We start from the raw sequence: 17,651 nt of genomic DNA, 5'->3' as shown, positions 1-17,651 counted from the left end.
ATAGCTCAGTGTAAAAACCCGACCCGCAAATGGCACATTTGGTTTTTTCCGACACACGAGCCAACTCTCAAAAAACCAAAAGAGCCATTTTTTTCCAACGCTCGACAGAACAATCAAAATAATTTATTACTTTTGACCAAAATTAGACAAGTACAAAAATATACAATGACACTTGGACAGAAAATAAAAGAATTAAGGGAACAAGCTGGTCTTAAGCAAAGAGAATTAGCATATCAACTTGGAATTGGAGAAGGGTTTCTCAGTAAAGTTGAAAATGACCAAAAACCCCTTAAAAGAGAAGATTTAACAAAGTTGAATGAACTCTTTAAAACGCCAATTGAAGAGCTTGAGTCTTTGTGGCTTGCAAACAAGGTTTACTCAATAGTTAGAGACGAAGAATCCGCTTTATCTGCATTAAAAGTTGCTGAAGAACAAATCACTTACAACACTTTAAAAAATGGAAAATAAATTAATTGATACAATGCCGACAGAAATTTCAGTTGTTGAAGAACCTCAAATCAACATCTATGGAGAAGTTGAGCCAGATGTGTTAGAAAAAAGTGCTTGGGACAAGTCAGTTAAAGTTGAGGAAAATGGTTACTATTGGAAAAAAGACCCTGTTTTTACCAAAGGTGGAGAAATTCCTAACGACAGACCAATAATTGTTGAATTGTTTTGTGGGTGTGGAGGAACTTCAATGGGGTTTGAAATGGCTGGTTTTGAAGTTGTTTTGGGTTGTGATATACACGCCCCATCAATTCAAACATTCAAAGCAAACCACCCTAATTGTTCAACAATTTTAGGGGATGTTAAAAAAGTTGACCCATATACAATTAAGGAATTACTTAATGGCAGACCTTTAGACGTAATTATTGCAGGAGTTCCCTGTCAAGGCTTCTCTTTGAACAATAGAAAGAGACACCAAGAAGATGACAGAAATTTAATGTACAAAGAGTTTGTGCGTTTTATTGAGATTCTGCAACCTAAGGTTGTAGTTTTGGAAAATGTATCTGGAATGAAAAGTACAGGTAATTTTGTAGAAGACATAGAAAAAGACCTTTCAAGAGCAGGTAAAATGACCGTGAAAAGCAAATTACTCTATGCTCCTGATTATGGTGTTCCTCAAAAAAGAAGCAGGCTAATTTTTGTTGGAATCAGAGACGAAGAATTTGACTTTAACTTAATTCAAAAAACCCACGGTCCTGAAACTGGAAAACCTTATGTAACTATTAAAGATGCCATTGGTGATTTACCTTCATTAAAGCCAAAAGAAACAAAAAAGAAATATAAAACAGAACCATTTTCAGAGTATCAGGAACTTATGCGATTAAATACAAACGGTTCTGTAGAGTGTCATACTGCTCCAAATCATCCAAAGGATACAATCGAAAAAATCAAAAATACCACACCAGGAGAACCAATGTATCCAAAGTTTAAACAGAGGATTCGGCTGGCTTGGGATATTCAAAGTCCAACGCAAGTTTCAGGAGGAATTAGACCACAATTTCAATTTGGACATCCAGAAGATGCAAGAGGTTTGTCAATTCGTGAACGTTGCAGAATTCAAAGTTTTCCAGATGATTTCATAGTTAAAGGCGGTACTGTTCAAGGACGAGTACAAACTGGAAATGCAGTTCCACCATTATTAGCAAAAGCTGTTGCACTTGCAATTAAAAAATATTTATAATGAATTACAGAATATGGCATAGCTCAGAAAGTTTCGCTGATTTTATTATTGACAACACTATTCTTTCTACCAGAAATATTACAAAATCAATTCTTCCAGATAGTGACGCTAATAAACCAAAGTTGTTTCATAGTGTTCCCGATCACTTAAAGAAAATTTTGTATTTAGATGCACCTGACATAATAATCGAATTTGATAACGAACCCATTTTAGCAATTGAAGAAAGTAGAGAAGCTGGTACAGGTCATAATGCTTTTCAACGTTTTTCTAGACTTGCAGCAGCAGTAGAAAACGGTGTGCCAACTTTTTACATTTATCCTGAAGCAACAATTATATCAAGGCTAAACAGCAATCCCAGATGGGATAAAATCAACCCATTGATATTTAAAGCATTGGATGATGTTATGGAGATTTATGACAAACCTGTTTTACTTTATTATTATCCGACAGATTATCAAACACATTCAGCAAATCCGCAGTCATCTATAAATTTCTCAAACAACAATAAAGGAAGAAGAATGGAATCCAATATGAGATATGCTGGATGCCCAGAAATTCAAGATGGACAAATTCAAGAGATGTTTAACCATATTAATCTACTAGTAGCTGAAGTAGAACAAAACGGGATCCAATCAGTAAAAAATTTCATTAAGAAAAGGGAAATAAGAAATAAAAGGCTTTGGATGCGTACAGAATACACTAACAAAGGAGGAGATTTAAATTCTTCCCCTTTGACTTCTTCAATAGAGCTTCCAACTCAATTTTTAATTAACTTTTTATCTTCCTACAATACAGAAAATTACAATATAAATAACTCTGAATTATTGACATCTCGAGCTACCACTCTATTTTACTATACTGCATCAAAATGGAGACCTCAAGGCGACCCCTTCACAGGTTGTTTAGCAGCAATTGACTATATAAAGTGTAGAATTGGTCAAACATTTGAAGATAGAGATGTTAATTTAGTAATGGTTTGGGGCACTATGGACATTGATTATGAAAACCAAACATTTCAGGTAATTAGTGATAATTGTTCAGTTGATGATTTTGCAAATCAAGCTGAAACAGGAGAAAGACGAAGTTTATTACTTAAAGGATACCATAATATCACTAGCGAGGAAATCCCTAGATATTATATGCACGCCAGATATGGGTCAACATATAGCAAACCTAAGCCTATACGCATCTTTTCTTATTTCGCTGATGCTATACTTTTTACAGATGGTTCACTTTGGAGAGATGCTTAAATTATGAGAGAAGAAAGCGTTACAAAAAATATACTCATTTGGCTACAATCTTATGGTTGGAATATAGTTAGTTATGATTTTCCGCAAAGCGGTACAGGGGTTTTACTTCATCCTAATTCAGATGAAAACCGAACAACAAAAAACAAAGGTGGAATAATTCCAGACATTTTAGCAACCAGAAATTCTGTGGCTTTATTCTTTGAAAACAAAGACAGATTTGTATTGTCTGACTTTGAAAAATTAAAGGAAATAAAAACCATAGGCAACTTTTCAAATTCCTTGAATAATATATTATCAGATTTTAATGTAACATCAATTTATTTTGGAATTGGAATACCAGCAATCGAAAAACACATTAAAAAATCACTGGAAAATATTGATGGAATAGACTTTTTAATTAGTACACTTGAAAATGGAGAAGTACAAATAAACTTTGACAAAAATGAAGCCCTACCCTAACAGCCTCACACATTGCCAAGTCGCACCAGCCGACGCGCAAGCCAAAACTTGGCAAAGAGTGTGTCTGCCCAGCCTCACGACCAAAACGAACGACAAACCAGCGGACGAAAAAGAACACCGAAGCGATAACATCACCTATACGCAAGCAGGGTTTTCGTGCTTCGTAGGACAGGAAAGTGGGAAATTTAAAGTTCAGTTCTTCGTAGGAAATTCAGTGGTTAAAATCCCTGCCTGCGTATAGCTGAGAACCGTTAACAGCCATTGTTTCCAAACTTTACGGTATGATAAACGAAATAGAAAAAATAAGAGAAGAGATTAAAACACATTTTGATATAAACTCTAGTTTAGGTTTTACTAAACTGATTTCTCAATCTGAATATGGACTCTATTATATTGAAACTGAACATTACAAACAATCTAAAAGTAATTCAGATTGGATAATTTCAAAAATTTATGTTCATCATCTTGAAAATCAAAAAGTAATCTTTGAATATTTAACAAATCATGACGATGATTTTCATACTTGGATTTGTAAGAATGGAAATGACTATTTACTTTTCCCGGAAGTGCAAGGAGGTCAATCTATTTTGGACATTTCAGAACAAAAACTTTATAGTTTCTATTCTGAAGATGATCCCTTCATTTGGGTAGATATTTTTATTTCTCCTGACAAAACCAAATTAGCTGTTATGGGCTGTTATTGGGCTTGTCCTACTGAATTAGTAATTTATGATTGTAATGATTTAACAAACTTACCATATGTTCCAATCTATAGGCAACTTTTAGAAAATAACTTTGAAATAGAAGGATGGATTGATGAAAAAACAATCAAAATAACTGATAAAAAAAGTAAAAAAGACAAATTTATAAGTTACAACGTCAATTAACATCGGCTATAAATCATGACTGGGTTTTCAAATTTTATTTCGCCAATTCACTTCATTCATGTCTCCTAAAAATTCGAAATTAAATTTTATATTTGGAATGGCTCGGTTTGTGATTTTTCGCCACAATTTTATAGCCGAGGATCGTTAGCAAACATTAAAAAAGACAACGAAAAATGAAATTTAAACAGACAATTTTACTATTTGGACTGATTGCACTAATGACAAGTTGTACAGAGAAGAAAGACAGTAAACAAAAAAACACTTTGCTTTCAAATTTTGTAAGTATTACGGACAATGAAGACAAAGGAGTAAAGGAAATACTTGAATTCTATGGCGGACAATGTAAATATGCAGTCGGAGCTTCAGCTTCTACAGACGAAGGGAAATCAAAGTATTTCGAACTTGAAATGAGCCAAAGTGAAGTAATTGAAAGTTATTCTAAAGTTGCTCAAATGCCTGCTTCGAATGTTGCTTACTTGTTTTACAAAAATCTGAAAGACGAGAAAAACAACTATGACGAAATCCATTCTGTACTTAAATTCAATGATGGTGAAGAAATGACCTTTAAATATCCAGTTGAACAACTTGATATTGTTGCAAGTCGAATGCCGACCGTTGAGAAAGTAGTTGAATTAATAAAGTCAAAACAGTTCCAAGAAATAAAGCCTCTTCTAAGTGATTCTTCTGTTGCCAAGTATAACAAAAATGAACTAGTTACTAATATGGAAAATATTGATTCTCAATTTGGCGAATTAAAGGAGTTTCTACCCTATGGATTTAGGATTAATGAAACTGAAGACGGTAAAAGATACTTGCACATTTCAGGAGCAATCTTGAGAGACAAACAAAACCATGAATTTAGTGCTGACTTTGACTTGGATCGTCCGAAAGAAGAATTGCTGATGATTGGATATAAATTATAAAAAACGTTTGCTAACAAAGCATATAGCTTATGGCGGGGAACATCTGCCCGCAAGGCTTTCGCTACGTAGCCAGCTTTGATCTCGGTGGACAGGAAAGTGCTTCGAAACCGCCACAAGTCATATGCAAACCATTAACAGCAATTTTGATCGAGACTATGAAATTAATATTTGACTCAAATGTTTTTGATGATTTAATAACTGGAAAACTTGATTTGAAAATTGTGAAAAGTAAGAGTAAAGAACTTTATATAACTCATATCCAAGTTGACGAGTTAAATGAATGTGAGGATAAAGAAAAAAGAGCCCTTCTTTTTAATTTTATGATTGAAATTAGACCAGAAAAAATAGCAACTGAATCTTTTATAATCGGAACTTCGAGAATTGGTTCTGCTAAAATTGGAGATGGAGATTTGATTGAAAATTGAGAATGGGAAATTATAAAAAAACAAACGATGCCTTAATCGGAGAAACTGCAATCAAAAATAATCTAACTTTAATTACAAATGATAAAAAATTCAAAAATAAAGTAATCGAACTCGGAGGAAAAGTATTGACTGTAGAAGAGTTAGTAAATGGATAAAAACTACTTACAACATCGGTTACAAGTAATGGCTTGGTTTGACGAACTTTCCGATTTTTGTTTCACCGGTTAGCACTTTGTACTCGTATCTCCGAAAATTCAAAATTTAATTTTATATTTGGAATGGCTCAGTTTGTGGTTTTTCGCCACAATTTTATAGCTGAGGACCGTTAGCATTAATTATAAAAAACATAAACTTGAAAAACATTTATCAGCATTATATTCCGCTCAAAATGATTTTTTTGTTAGAGCTAGTGAGTGGAATATCAATTCTAGGATTTTTTTTATATCTATTCAAAAATAACATTTATCCTGATATATGGGCAATAGCTGGGCCTTTGTTGGGTAGCGCTTTAATAATAACAGGATTAACAAGTTCCAAAATCAGAGAAATCAACGTTAATATTTCTCATCAATCAATAGAAATAAGTAAAGAGTCACTCTTTTCGTCAAAGGATATTAAAATCAAATTTTATAATTTAAAATCCGAATTGAAAACTGGAAATGGAAAAAAGAATAGTATGATACCCAAACTTAGGTTGATTATTTTTGATTCCGATAAAGAAATTGATGAATTAAATAGCAATTTTCTTGGATTTAATAACTCTCAACTTAGAAAATTACATTTTGACCTAAAAGAAATTACAAAAAAATCTAATTCTAATATTGTATAATTTACTCAGAATTTCAAAACTTAATCTAATAAATTTCAAATATTTAACCATAACCTAATGTTTTTAAGCTAATTATATGGGATACTATCTAGAATATATAACCGTAAGTTCTGAAAAAGAGTTATTGTCTAAAATTTCGAATAATGATAAAGAATTAGAATATGACAAAATCGGGATTTTAGAAGGGAAATTTAAGGAAAGTAAATATGACTTTAGCTTTAACATTTATGAAAATGGAATTTTGAATATTTGCTATCCTAAAATTAAATACAGTTGGATTGTAAATAAATTATTTGATGCTGACAGAATTGTACTCGAAATTGATAAAGAAATAATTAAATTCTTTCCCAATAATACTATTTTTAGAATTGATGAATTCATTCGTGAGGAATTTGAAAAACATACAAATAGTAAAATATTAGCCGAAGAATATTTAAAACAACTTAATCTTTATCTTAAAAAAGAAGATTCTAACTATTGGAAAAAATTATAATAACTACTTACAACATCGGTTACAAGTAATGGCTTGGTTTGACGAACTTTCCGATTTTTGGCACTTTGTACTCTTATCTCCTAAAATTCAAAATTTAATTTTATATTTGGAATGGCTCAGTTTGTGGTTTTTCGCCACAATTTTATAGCTGAAGACCGTTAGCATTAATTATAAAAAAAGTCTGCGGTTATGGTGGCTGTCCGGAAGAGTTGATGTATAAAGACTCCCTAAATGGAAAAGAAATTACAATTTTAAATTTCTGCTTTACATGTACGGGAGCTACTGAATATGAAAACAAATTTATTGAAATTGTAAATAATAGAAGTCAAAAACTACTTCATTAAAAAACATAGATCGCCTTTTCCCTACTTATCTCCTATCACAAAAACGTTTTTTATTATATAATTTAAGTATTTTTACCTAATTCCGTCAAAACCGTAACACAAACTAATGCTAAAAGAATATTTAAACTCCTTTGGTTTATTATCAGATAAAGAAATTAATTCTTTTATAGATCTTGGTATTTCCAAACAATTAAAAAAAGGGGATTTGTTTATTAAAGAAGGTGAAACTTGTCAATACGTTGCATTTGTATTAAGCGGACTACTCCGTTCATTTTATTTTTCAAACAAAGAAGAAGATATTACGTATTGTATAAGCTTTCCGAACCATTTTATGACGGCCTATTCTTCCTTTATCACGCAACAGCCTACCAATGAAAATATAGAAGCTATTTCAGATGTCGAATTGTTATTGTTTTCAAAAGAGAATATTCAGGGGTTAGAACAAAATAATCCGAATTGGATCAAATTTTTAAAGATCATTGCCGAACAACAATATATAGAGTTAGAAAAGCGCATCTTTCAACTTCAAAAAAATGAAGCTTTACACCGTTATAAGGAACTTATAAATAAACAACCGGAATATATCCGGAAGGTTCCTTTAAAATATCTGGCTTCTTATTTAGGAATCACCCAACGCCATTTAAGTCGCTTGCGAAAAGAAATTTCTTTTTAGACAAATGTCCTGTTATTAAGGAAACAACATAACTACATTTGTCATATTAAAATTAAAAAAATGAGTAAAAAAGTAGTTATCATTAACGGGCATCCCAATAAAGATTCATTCAATTTCGGAATTGCCGAAGCGTATAAAAACGGAGCTAAACAATCAGGGAATGAGGTGAAAGAGATTATCATTTCGGAACTTAACTTTAATCCTAATCTACAATTTGGTTACCAAAAAAGAACAGAACTAGAACCCGATTTACTGGAAGCTTGGCAAAAAATTCAATGGGCAGATCATTTAGTTTGGATTCATCCGGTGTGGTGGGGCGGACTTCCGGCTATCACTAAAGGATTTATAGACCGACTTTTTTTACCGGGATTTGCTTTTCAATATCGAGAAAATTCAGTTTGGTGGGACAAATTATTAGCCGGAAAAACAGGCCATATTATCACAACTCTCGATCAACCTTCCTGGTATTACAGACTCTTTTTTGGCAGACCAAGTGTAAACCAATTGAAAAAATCGACTTTAGAATTTTGCGGTGTAAAACCGGTGAAAGTGACTTATTTTGGTCCTGTAAAAAATACAGAGCATCAAAAAAGAAAAAAATGGCTGAAAGAAGTTGAAATGTTAGGCAAAAAAGTGAAGTGATTTTTTAAATATATATTTGCTACACTACTTAACTTTAAATCAAAATGAACAACGAACGCGTGTATAAAATGTCTTTTTCCGGAGTGTATCCGCATTACATCACTAAAGCGGAAAAGAAAGGACGTACCCAAGCTGAAGTCGATGAAATTATTTTTTGGTTAACGGGTTATGATGCGAAAGGTTTACAATTTCATTTGGATCAAAAAACGAACTTCGAAACGTTCTTTGCCAAAGCACCTCAACTCAATCCTAACGTTTCAAAAATTACGGGTGTCATTTGCGGTTACCGAGTAGAAGACATTGAAGAACCTTTAATGCAAAAAATCAGATATTTGGATAAATTAGTAGACGAATTAGCCAAAGGGAAAAGTATGGAAAAGATCTTAAGAAAATAGCTTAATACTTTCCGCTTTTAAAAATAGAATAGGCTAGTCGTAAACTTAACACTCCTGAAATGATAAAGCCTATAAAGCCCAAAAACGGAACATTGTAAATTTTCGGAGGCATATTAGCAAATACCAAAATGGAAGAACCCACAGATAAAGCAGCTATAATGATTGCTAAAACCAAACGATTACTCGCTTTTTGAATGGTATCACGCATATCATCTAATCCATGAATCTCATGCTTAATTTTCAGTTCGCCATGTTTTGTTTTTTCCAGAATTTCTTTAATATCTCCCGGTAAATTATCCACCAGATCGTAAACTTCTTCAAAACGTTTAACCACTTTATTGAAAATGCGCTTTGGACTAAATCTTCTGCTGATAATAGTTGTGATATACGGTTCTACGTTTGACATTAAACTATATTCGGGATCGAGTTTTAGTCCGATAGCGTCAACAATTAACAAAGCTCTCATTAGCATATACAAATAATGGGGTAATATGACTTTGTTTTCTGTTAGTATTTCTTTAAACTTACCTATTCCTTCATCAAGTTTAATATCTTGAAGCGTCATCATATCCGCTTCGCCTAATAGTTTAGTCAGTTCATATTCGACTTTTTTTCTATCCGCTATATCGCATTTTATGGCTATTTTTTCAATGGTTCCAATAATTTTTTTGGTATCCTTACGAACAAAATACAAAATCAAATCTTCTAACAATTCCCTTTCCGAAGTCAGGATTCTTCCCATCATTCCGAAATCAATAAAGCAAAGTTGCTCTCTTTCGGGGAGAAAAAATAAATTACCCGGATGCGGATCGGCATGAAAGAATCCAAACTCAATGATTTGTTTCAAATATAGATCGACACCTATTTTAGCCAATTCTTTTCTGTCAACACCTAATTCATCCAGCTTTGTAATATTACTGATCTTGATCCCTTCTATATATTCCATACAAATCATTCGTCTATTCGAAAGCTCTTTGTAAGCATACGGAACATGTAGATTAGGTTCGTTTTTAAAATTTGCAGCAAAGCGCTCTAAATTGGCTAATTCCCGGGTGAAATCAAGTTCTTCCAGAATACTTTCTTCAAAAGTTTCAACCATATTAACCGGTTGAAAAGATTGCAAAGTAGTACTGTAATTTTCTAAAGTTTTTGCCAGCGATTTCATGATTTGAATATCTGCTTCTATGATCTCTTTTATATCAGGGCGCTGTACTTTGAAAACTACCTTTTCTCCATTGAGCAATGTTCCTCTGTAAACCTGAGCCATTGATGCAGCCGCTAATGGTTCTGTCTCAATATGGAGAAAATAATCATTAGGATTGATTTTAAATTCCGTTTCTAACAAGACTTTTATATCAATAGTGTCTTTTGCGGGAACTTTGTCTTGCAATTTGGCTAATTCTTCTAGTAAGGCTTTAGGAAGCAAATCTTCTCGATTACTGAAAATTTGTCCGAATTTCACATAAGTCGGTCCCAATTCTTCCAGAACCATTCGAATGCGTTCATAAGTGGAATGCTCTAAATTGCTTTTCAAAGCCTGATGTTTTTCCAGATAAGATGTTGGCAGATATTGAAACAATCCTGAAGCCGCCAATAGATCTTCAAAACCATATTGAGTTAATACCATTGCCAATTTTTTATATCGGCTTGCCTGTTTTTTATCTAAAATACTCATGAATTTGCTTATTTTTTTTCTAAAATAATCTCTATTGGCTTATTGCTTCTCGGACCAAAAGAGCGTGCTTGTCTTTCGTTTTCTGCCGAGCATAAAATGTACAGATTATAGCTTTGTAACGGAAAAACCTGTGTTTGAAATATTCCTTTCGGATCTTCAATTTTAATACTGAACTGTTCTGCCGGAAAAGTATTGGTCACCGATAAAAAATATTGATCCTTAGCGTAAGGAAAAAAATAACGTTCCTTTTCTTTTTCTTTGCTTATCAAATAATTTTGAGCAAACAGTAAAGGTAAATTAGCTTTGTTCCAACTGTACATATTGTTAACATTGATTACGTCTTTTCCGTTCTCATCAACAATAGTGACCTTTAACTCTTTGATATTCTCCGTTTTTCCGTTTTCATGAGCATCTACAACTAAATATGATGTGAAATCATAACCGCAATGCTGAATCTGAGCAAATGCAATAGCAGAAAAAAGGAAAAAAAACATAAGATAGAATACTTTCATGTCAATTGTTTTGTAAGGTAAAAGTACAAAAGATTTCCTAACTCTTTAGTAACACGATTACGGAATTCCATGTAACTCTTTTTCGTCTATTAATTTGGCTTTTTGGTCTATAAAATTCCGTGATTCGTCTATTCTATTACTTGTTGAGCACAACTAATCATACATTTGGTACAGACTTTGGATTTAACCAATCAAAATTTAAAGTATTATGAAAGCAATAACAAAATTTGGATTAACAGCTTTATTATTAGCTGCATTCGTAGGGACAAGTGCTCAAAACAGAAGATCTTCTACCAATTCAGGAAGCAGAAATAACAGCACTACAAACAATAGTACAAGAAGCAATACTAACACTCAACAACCTAGAACGGTTGCTGTCGATAAACAACCTCAACCGCGCAATGTTGACAGAAATCAGGTTACGTACAAAAAATCGGAACCAAAAGTGGTAGTGGTTAGAAATGATAATAATCAAAACATGCATAAAGTGGTACACCAAAACAACGAATATTATGCAAATGGCGGTTATTATTACAAAAGAGTAAACAACAATTATGTTCGCACAGCACCTCCAGTTGGTTTACACATCGGTTTGTTACCTACAGGTTATATTGTGGTAACTATTAATGGCGGAAACTATTTCTACTATGAAGGAACCTATTATACCGGAAGCGGAAGTGAATATACCGTTGTTACGCCACCTGTAGGAGCTATTGTTTATGCTATTCCGGTAGATTATGAAAAAGTTGTTGTAGATGGAAATACATATTATGAATACAATGGTATTTTATATGATAAAGTATATTATAACGGAGAAAGAGCTTATCAGGTTATAGGTTATATAAATTAATTGAAGATCCATAAGAGTTAGATTTTAAGATTAGCACCCTCAAAACCCCGAAAATCCCGGATACTTTTAAAAGTAATTCCGGGATTTTTATTGTTTATTTTATAAAGAAAATTTTTAAGCGTCTTAAGAACCAAGATGGTATTTAAGATGTATAAAATATGGTAAGACAATGAAATTCTCTTCAAAATGAAAAATATCCTTACAACAGTAATTCTTACCAACTAAAAAATTATATATATTTGGTGATGTTTACTGGTTGTGCTTCATTCAGGAAAAAACCAGCCGTACATTAATTTTGCTACCTCCCACTTCTATCCTGAAAAACCAAAAGAGCTTAATTTCCCTACAGCTACTGGTAATCATCACTTCGAACCTCTATTTGTTGGATACTTAAATTGTCGTTCTTTGAATTGACCTATTTCTTCACGAAGAGCTTGGTTAATGTTTTGGATTAAATCATTCTGGACTTTCATAATCCTCAATAAGTCGTGCATAGCGTTTAGGTTTTCTAGTTGTCTATACACAATCTCTTCTAAATCTGATTTGGTATATCTCTTACTCATAAAAAAGTTTATTTTAAATTTTGATTCTTTATACGATTCATTAAAACTAAAATACACAATTAATGAATCGTTTTAAACAACAAATATATCTTAAAAAGAATGAATTAAAAAAAAATTTATTAATTAAATTTGTTCTACTTGCTATTTATATAATGTAATACGATTCAAATGACATCTAAAAAGCAGATTAATAGAATTAGAGTTGTACTAGCTGAAAAGGATAGAACTAATAAGTGGCTTTCTGAAAAAGTAGATAAAAATAGAACTACTGTTTCAAGATGGTGTACCAATGATATGCAACCTTCTCTTGAAACTTTGGTTGATATTGCTGAGGCACTTGATGTTGATATAAGAGAGTTACTAAATCCAACCAAAGATGAAAAGTAATATCTATATTGATTTATTTGCTGGTTGTGGCGGACTATCACTTGGCCTAAATCGTTCTGAATGGAAAGGCTTGTTTGCAATTGAAAAAAGCCCACACGCTTTTCAAACGTTAGAGCATAACTTGATTAAAAAAATAAATCATTTTGAGTGGCCTAAATGGTTCCCACAAGAAGCACACGACATTAATGAAGTTATTGAAAACTATTCTGATAAATTAAAAAAACTACAAGGCAAAGTAACCTTAATTGCGGGTGGACCACCTTGTCAAGGTTTTTCCATTGCCGGAAGAAGAAATGAAAAAGATGAACGTAATACTTTAATCAATTCATACATTGAATTTGTTTCGCTAGTGAAACCTAAACTTATCTTTTTTGAGAATGTAAAAGGTTTTACAATGGAGTTTAAAAACAATAAACAAAAAGGGAAAAAATACTCTCAAATTGTTACTGATAAATTAACCCAAGAGGGCTATAATGTTTTTGGTCAACTAGTCAACTTTGGAGATTATGGAATTCCACAAAAGCGGACACGTTTTATTCTTGTTGGCATCAGAAACGACATCAAAGATTCGAGTGTAGAAAAAGCAAAAAGTTTTTTCAATCTCATTGAAAACAACAAGTTTTCTTTTTTAGCTGAGAAAGAACTTTCTGTAAAACCAACTATTGAAGAAGCTCTTTCAGACTTAATCCGCAGTAAAAAAACGATTGAAACACCTGATAGAAAAGGTTTTAAAAGCGGATTTTATCATAAAACAAAATCTAATTATCAACGATTTGTCCGAAAGGAAAATGAGGATGATAAAATTCCCAATAGTCATAGTTTCACTAAACATTCTCAAAAAGTAATTGAGCGATTAAGCTATGTCCAATCTGTTTCAACAGAATGTAAAAATATATCTGAAGATTTGAAAAAGAAAATCGGACTTTCTACACAGGTTTTAGTTCCATTACAGCCAAAGGAACAAGCTCCAACCGTTACTTCGCATCCTGATGATATGATACATTATTGCGAGCCTCGTATTTTAACTGTTCGAGAATGTGCCAGATTACAAAGTTTTCCCGATTGGTTTGACTTTAAAGGAAAATATACAACAGGTGGAAAATTGCGAAAAATGGAAGTTCCAAGATATACACAGGTTGGAAATGCGATTCCACCACTATTTGGCGAGCAGGCAGGATTGATATTAAAACAACTTATTTAATGGCGAATACTGAATCATTCAAAATAAGTGCAGCATTAAAAGACCTCATTGGTAAAGAATTGATTACTGATGAGTTTGTTGCTGTTTTTGAATTGGTTAAAAACTCCTTTGATGCAAATGCAACAAAGGTTGAAGTCATTTTTGAAGACAATTACAATCCCGATAATGCCAAAATCATAATCAAAGATAATGGCAAAGGAATGAACTATGATGACCTTAAAAACAAGTGGTTGTTTGTAGCCTATTCTGCCAAACGTTTGGGAAAAGAAAATGAAGATTATAGAGATAAGATAAAGACACAACGGGTATTTGCCGGAGCAAAAGGTGTTGGTCGCTTTTCGTGTGATAGATTGGGGAAACATTTGGATTTAATCACGATAAAAGACGAACCCAATCCTAAAATTGAAAATCTTGTAGTGCATTGGGAAGATTTTGAAAATGCTGATGAAGAAGAGTTTGTAAACATCAAGGTTACACATAATGAGCTGAAAGACACTTCATATAAAATTAAAAGTGGAACAATTCTCGAAATTACCGGACTGCGAGATAATTGGGACAGAAAAAGAATTTTAGATTTAAAAAAATCATTAGCAAAACTAATTAATCCCAATCAGGGAAATGACAGCGAAAAATTTGATATTGAGATTATTGCCAAAGAAGAAATTTATATTGACAAAAAGCCAAATAAAAAAGGAAAATCAAGAGATGATTGGGATATTGTCAACGGAACCATAAGGAATACCATTTTTGAAACGCTTGAAATAAAAACATCTAACATTCTTGTACAAATCAGTGCTGATGGCAACTTTATAGAAACAACCTTACAAGATAGAAACGACCCCATATATTTTCTAAAAGAAAAAAATCCATATTCCGACTTAAAAAACATTTCGGTTTACCTTTTTCAACTAAATAGAACCGCAAAATCCAACTTCACCCGAACAATGGGAATGGAACCTGTAAAGTTTGGTTCTGTTTTTATGTATAAAAACGGATTTAGAGTATATCCGTATGGAGAACCGGGAGAAGATTTACTTTTAATAGATAACCGAAAACAGCAAGGTTATAACCGTTTTCTTGGAACTCGTGATTTGATTGGTAGAATTGAAATCAACGGAGAACAGCCTGAATTGAAAGAAACCACCAGTAGAGATGGAGGTTTAGTGAAAAATCCTACTTATTACAATTTGGTAGAATTTTTCTACGATTATGTTCTAAAAAGATTGGAAAATTATGTGGTCAATGTTATTCAATGGGGAGATGAAAAAGTTAATAAAGAAACCGGAGAGATACGACCGGAATTATGGGCAAAAGACGTTAAAATTCAAATTTTAGAACTCATTTCCGGCTTTATCAACTCCAAAAATGTCATTGATATTCAGTACGACAAAGATTTTCTTGAAATTATTGAGAGTAAGCAAGAAAAGAGTGTTGACAAGATTGTAAAAAACATAGCCAAAGTTGCAGCTAATTCTGACAACCCTGAGTTAGTAAAAGAAGCTAAAAGAATTGAAAAAGCCGTCAAAGAAATAAAAGCGGATGCACAAAAAGACCGAGAGGAAAGAGAAAAAGCCCTAACCCTACAAAAAGAAACCGAACAAAAATTAGATATTGTTACCAGCCAAAAAAACTTTTTACAATCGGAAATTAGTGATGATACCAAAAACTTGGAAAGTATTCTACATCACATTGGTTTAACAACAAGTCTACTCAAAACAGATATTGAAAACCTTGTAAAGGCAATAAACAAAGACGTTTCAAAAGATGAATTATTTAACATTGTAAAACGAATTAGTCAACAAAACGAGAAAATCACATCATTTTCAAAGTATTTCAAAAAAGTTAATTTCAATATACATTCCAATAATTTAAGTACTGACCTTGTTTCTTTCATCAACGAATATCTTACCAACGTTTACAAGCAAAGGGAAGATTTACGCATCAATCGTGAATTACTAAATATTGAAATACACTCACCAAAAGGTTTAGAATTAAACTTCAAATTCAATCCTATTGATATTGTAATTGTTTTAGATAACCTTATCAGCAATTCATCAAAACACGGGGCATCAAAAGTTGTATTAAATTGGAGCAAATTAGGTGATACCATTCAATTAACCTTTAAAGATGACGGAGCTGGAATCAAAGACAATATTCTTGACAACATTTTTGATTTTGGCTTTACTACATCAAGGCGAGGAACGGGTATTGGATTGTACCACGTAAAAGAAATTATTGAGAAATTGAAAGGAACAATAACGGTTAATAATAAAGTAAATAAAGGGGTTGAGTTTGTCATTTCCTTCAAAAATTAAGCATATATGAAATTGGAATACAACATATTATGGATTGATAATGATTTACAAAGTTACATTGACAATAATTCTGTAAGAAGTATTGAAGAATTTTTATTAGAAAAAGGTTTTGACCCTATAATTGAAAAGGTTTTTGATGAAGCAAATCTCGACCAATTTATAACCAAACATGAATATGATTTGATTATTTCTGACTATAATTTGAATAATACAACAGGGGATGAAATAATTAAACAAATTCGAGAAGATAAACAGTTAGATACTGAAATTCTGTTTTATACGGCTCAAGATAGTTATATGAACAACGATCAAGTAATAAAAAATCTTGCTTTTAAAGAACGATTAACGTTCAAAGTCGGCAGAAACGGATTACTCGAAAAAATCGAAAAAGTAATTGAACTAACACTAAAGAAACTCCTAGAACTCAATGCTACAAGAGGTTTGATTACTGCAGCGACTAGTGATTTGGATGTTGAAATTGAAGAAATTTATTATCAACTTATTGAGATTCCCCTTGATGACGAAATGAGACCAAAAGTTGAAAAAATCTTTAGGACGGATTATAAGGAAATGCAAAAAAATTATCTCAAACAATGTAAAGCTAAAAGAGATAATTGTACAGCCGACTACAAACAGTATTTTTCTCTATCTGATTCTTTTAGAAAATATGATATTTTGAAAGAGTTATTAAAGTTGAAAAACTTCGATAATTTTAATTTGGATTTATTCAAAAAATATGGAACAGATGTAATTTCAGTTCGCAACAAATTTGCCCACGCCAAAGCCATTGATGATAATGGAATCCTTAAACTAAAAGGGCAAATTGAAGGGCAGGATTTTGAGTTTACTGAAGTAAGTTGTGTAGAAATACGAAAGAACTTAATTGAACATAAAAGAAATATTGAAACACTAAAGAACCTGTTGAATAAATAATAGATGAAATGCCTACTCATAATGCTATATACATTACCAAGTCGCACCAGCTGAAGCACAAACCAAAACTTGGCAAAGAGTAAGTCCTCTCCAACGTTTCAAACTGAACGGAGATAAAGAATAAAAACACAACATTATGTATAAGCAATAGCGGGAAAAGTACTATTTTAAAACGTAAAAATCAAAATCAAAAGTTTCTTTTATATTT

21 protein-coding genes are annotated in these 17,651 nt (G+C 32.3%); 18 read left to right on the top strand and 3 right to left on the bottom strand.

Annotation, left to right across the window (positions count from 1 at the left end; genetic code table 11):
- The 13 genes from ACUSJC_RS08110 to ACUSJC_RS08050 form a co-directional block, all read left to right on the top strand.
- A partial coding sequence (locus ACUSJC_RS08110) for a helix-turn-helix domain-containing protein (RefSeq protein ID WP_449269064.1) occupies positions 1 to 468 on the top strand: 468 nt, incomplete at its 5' end.
- Complete coding sequence (locus tag ACUSJC_RS08105; protein WP_449269063.1) at positions 458 to 1,687, top strand: DNA cytosine methyltransferase; 1,230 nt, start codon at positions 458 to 460, stop codon at positions 1,685 to 1,687. The genes ACUSJC_RS08110 and ACUSJC_RS08105, both read left to right, overlap by 11 nt.
- Entirely contained in the window at positions 1,687 to 2,937 is a 1,251-nt protein-coding gene (locus ACUSJC_RS08100) for a hypothetical protein (RefSeq protein WP_449269062.1), read from the top strand. The genes ACUSJC_RS08105 and ACUSJC_RS08100 overlap by 1 nt, the downstream gene beginning before the upstream one ends.
- A gap of 3 nt (positions 2,938 to 2,940) precedes the next feature.
- A complete protein-coding gene (locus tag ACUSJC_RS08095; RefSeq protein ID WP_449269061.1) occupies positions 2,941 to 3,396 on the top strand; it encodes a hypothetical protein in 456 nt (151 codons plus the stop codon).
- Positions 3,397 to 3,677: 281 nt separating this feature from the next.
- Complete coding sequence (locus ACUSJC_RS08090; protein WP_449269060.1) at positions 3,678 to 4,283, top strand: hypothetical protein; 606 nt, start codon at positions 3,678 to 3,680, stop codon at positions 4,281 to 4,283.
- A gap of 173 nt (positions 4,284 to 4,456) precedes the next feature.
- Complete coding sequence (locus tag ACUSJC_RS08085; RefSeq protein WP_449269059.1) at positions 4,457 to 5,206, top strand: hypothetical protein; 750 nt, start codon at positions 4,457 to 4,459, stop codon at positions 5,204 to 5,206.
- 29 nt (positions 5,207 to 5,235) lie between these two features.
- Positions 5,236 to 5,631, top strand: a complete 396-nt coding sequence (locus ACUSJC_RS08080; RefSeq protein WP_449269058.1) for a hypothetical protein — start codon at positions 5,236 to 5,238, stop codon at positions 5,629 to 5,631.
- 2 nt (positions 5,632 to 5,633) lie between these two features.
- Positions 5,634 to 5,786 (top strand): PIN domain-containing protein, encoded by a 153-nt coding sequence (locus tag ACUSJC_RS08075; RefSeq protein WP_449269057.1) that lies wholly within the window; start codon positions 5,634 to 5,636, stop codon positions 5,784 to 5,786.
- Positions 5,787 to 5,983: 197 nt separating this feature from the next.
- Complete coding sequence (locus tag ACUSJC_RS08070; RefSeq protein ID WP_449269056.1) at positions 5,984 to 6,460, top strand: hypothetical protein; 477 nt, start codon at positions 5,984 to 5,986, stop codon at positions 6,458 to 6,460.
- Between the two features lie 76 nt (positions 6,461 to 6,536).
- Positions 6,537 to 6,953 carry a hypothetical protein gene (locus ACUSJC_RS08065; protein WP_449269055.1) on the top strand — a complete coding sequence of 139 codons (417 nt, stop codon included), beginning with the start codon at positions 6,537 to 6,539 and terminating at the stop codon, positions 6,951 to 6,953.
- Between the two features lie 450 nt (positions 6,954 to 7,403).
- On the top strand, positions 7,404 to 7,970 hold the full coding sequence (locus ACUSJC_RS08060; RefSeq protein ID WP_449269054.1) for a Crp/Fnr family transcriptional regulator: 567 nt from the start codon (positions 7,404 to 7,406) through the stop codon (positions 7,968 to 7,970).
- Between the two features lie 60 nt (positions 7,971 to 8,030).
- A complete protein-coding gene (locus ACUSJC_RS08055; protein WP_449269053.1) occupies positions 8,031 to 8,612 on the top strand; it encodes an NAD(P)H-dependent oxidoreductase in 582 nt (193 codons plus the stop codon).
- 44 nt (positions 8,613 to 8,656) lie between these two features.
- Positions 8,657 to 9,007, top strand: coding sequence for a DUF2200 domain-containing protein (locus tag ACUSJC_RS08050; RefSeq protein WP_449269052.1), 351 nt, complete (start codon positions 8,657 to 8,659; stop codon positions 9,005 to 9,007).
- A gap of 1 nt (position 9,008) precedes the next feature.
- Here the strand turns inward: ACUSJC_RS08050 and ACUSJC_RS08045 are convergent, their stop codons facing one another.
- A complete protein-coding gene (locus ACUSJC_RS08045) occupies positions 9,009 to 10,682 on the bottom strand; it encodes an ABC1 kinase family protein (protein WP_449269051.1) in 1,674 nt (557 codons plus the stop codon).
- 8 nt (positions 10,683 to 10,690) lie between these two features.
- Positions 10,691 to 11,194, bottom strand: a complete 504-nt coding sequence (locus ACUSJC_RS08040) for a hypothetical protein (RefSeq protein ID WP_449269050.1) — start codon at positions 11,192 to 11,194, stop codon at positions 10,691 to 10,693.
- A gap of 208 nt (positions 11,195 to 11,402) precedes the next feature.
- Here ACUSJC_RS08040 and ACUSJC_RS08035 point away from each other — a divergent pair, with 208 nt between their 5' ends.
- Positions 11,403 to 12,044 carry a DUF6515 family protein gene (locus ACUSJC_RS08035; RefSeq protein ID WP_449269049.1) on the top strand — a complete coding sequence of 214 codons (642 nt, stop codon included), beginning with the start codon at positions 11,403 to 11,405 and terminating at the stop codon, positions 12,042 to 12,044.
- Positions 12,045 to 12,406: 362 nt separating this feature from the next.
- Here ACUSJC_RS08035 and ACUSJC_RS08030 read toward each other — a convergent pair whose 3' ends face one another.
- Entirely contained in the window at positions 12,407 to 12,607 is a 201-nt protein-coding gene (locus tag ACUSJC_RS08030) for a hypothetical protein (protein ID WP_449269048.1), read from the bottom strand.
- Positions 12,608 to 12,775: 168 nt separating this feature from the next.
- Between ACUSJC_RS08030 and ACUSJC_RS08025 the strand changes: the two genes are divergently transcribed.
- Genes ACUSJC_RS08025 through ACUSJC_RS08010 form a run of 4 tightly spaced genes read left to right on the top strand, consistent with a single transcriptional unit; the run spans position 12,776 to position 17,443 of the window.
- Positions 12,776 to 12,994, top strand: a complete 219-nt coding sequence (locus ACUSJC_RS08025; RefSeq protein WP_449269047.1) for a helix-turn-helix transcriptional regulator — start codon at positions 12,776 to 12,778, stop codon at positions 12,992 to 12,994.
- Positions 12,984 to 14,195: a DNA cytosine methyltransferase gene (locus ACUSJC_RS08020; protein ID WP_449269046.1), complete on the top strand. Its 1,212-nt coding sequence runs from the start codon at positions 12,984 to 12,986 to the stop codon at positions 14,193 to 14,195. The genes ACUSJC_RS08025 and ACUSJC_RS08020 overlap by 11 nt, the downstream gene beginning before the upstream one ends.
- The gene (locus tag ACUSJC_RS08015; RefSeq protein WP_449269045.1) at positions 14,195 to 16,510 is read left to right on the top strand and encodes an ATP-binding protein; all 2,316 of its coding nucleotides are present in this window, start codon (positions 14,195 to 14,197) and stop codon (positions 16,508 to 16,510) included. Before ACUSJC_RS08020 ends, ACUSJC_RS08015 begins: the two co-directional genes overlap by 1 nt.
- 6 nt (positions 16,511 to 16,516) lie before the next feature.
- Positions 16,517 to 17,443, top strand: a complete 927-nt coding sequence (locus ACUSJC_RS08010; protein ID WP_449269044.1) for a response regulator — start codon at positions 16,517 to 16,519, stop codon at positions 17,441 to 17,443.
- The last annotated feature ends 208 nt before the right edge of the window (positions 17,444 to 17,651 follow it).

It is taken from the genome of Flavobacterium sp. U410 (genome assembly GCF_053570605.1).
Note: the sequence above shows the minus strand (reverse complement) of the source record. Positions and strands in the feature narration are given on the sequence as shown.